Genomic DNA, 616 nt, shown 5'->3' on the forward strand with positions numbered 1-616 from the left:
CTTCTCAACCTATGTATTCAGTTAAGAGTAACTGTCCATTACRACAGCTGGGTTTCCCCATTCGGAAATCCTCGGATCAATGCCTGCTTACGGCTCCCCGGGGCGGTATCGTTGTTCGCCACGTCCTTCTTCGGCTCCTAGTGCCTAGGCATCCTCCGTGCGCTCTTACTAGCTTAACCTAACGTTCCGGTTGATTTCGATGGTGACTCCGTTATCGTTTTATTTCCTGATTAGAAACCTCTTTAGAGGTGGAAATAAAATCGATAAAAGTCACTTACCATTCGAAACAACCTTCACTGGCATTACTAATCCCAGCTAAAGGATATTTCAGCAATTCTTCTTTCGTTATCCAGTTTTCAAGGTGCAAGGTAAATCGCAGCCAACCTCTCGGTTACTGCTCAGTGTCATAATCAACACTTGTTTGAAAGAGGTTTACTCTTTCAAAACTGACAACGAGTATAGCGATAAACTGCCAMGTTTATCCGAACCTCATCGGGTTCGGGTATTTCCTTAGAAAGGAGGTGATCCAGCCGCACCTTCCGATACGGCTACCTTGTTACGACTTCACCCCAATCATCTACMCCACCTTCGACGGCTAGCTCCCTCGCGGGTTACC

General features: G+C 46.5%; 2 rRNA genes. Both read right to left on the reverse strand.

The window, feature by feature from the left end:
* A 23S ribosomal RNA gene (locus tag AC1DWN_RS34920) occupies positions 1-179 on the reverse strand; the annotation flags it as partial.
* 335 nt (positions 180-514) lie between these two features.
* Positions 515-616 (reverse strand): 16S ribosomal RNA (locus tag AC1DWN_RS34925); the annotation flags it as partial.

The organism is Paenibacillus sp. P4_A7, assembly GCF_056402455.1.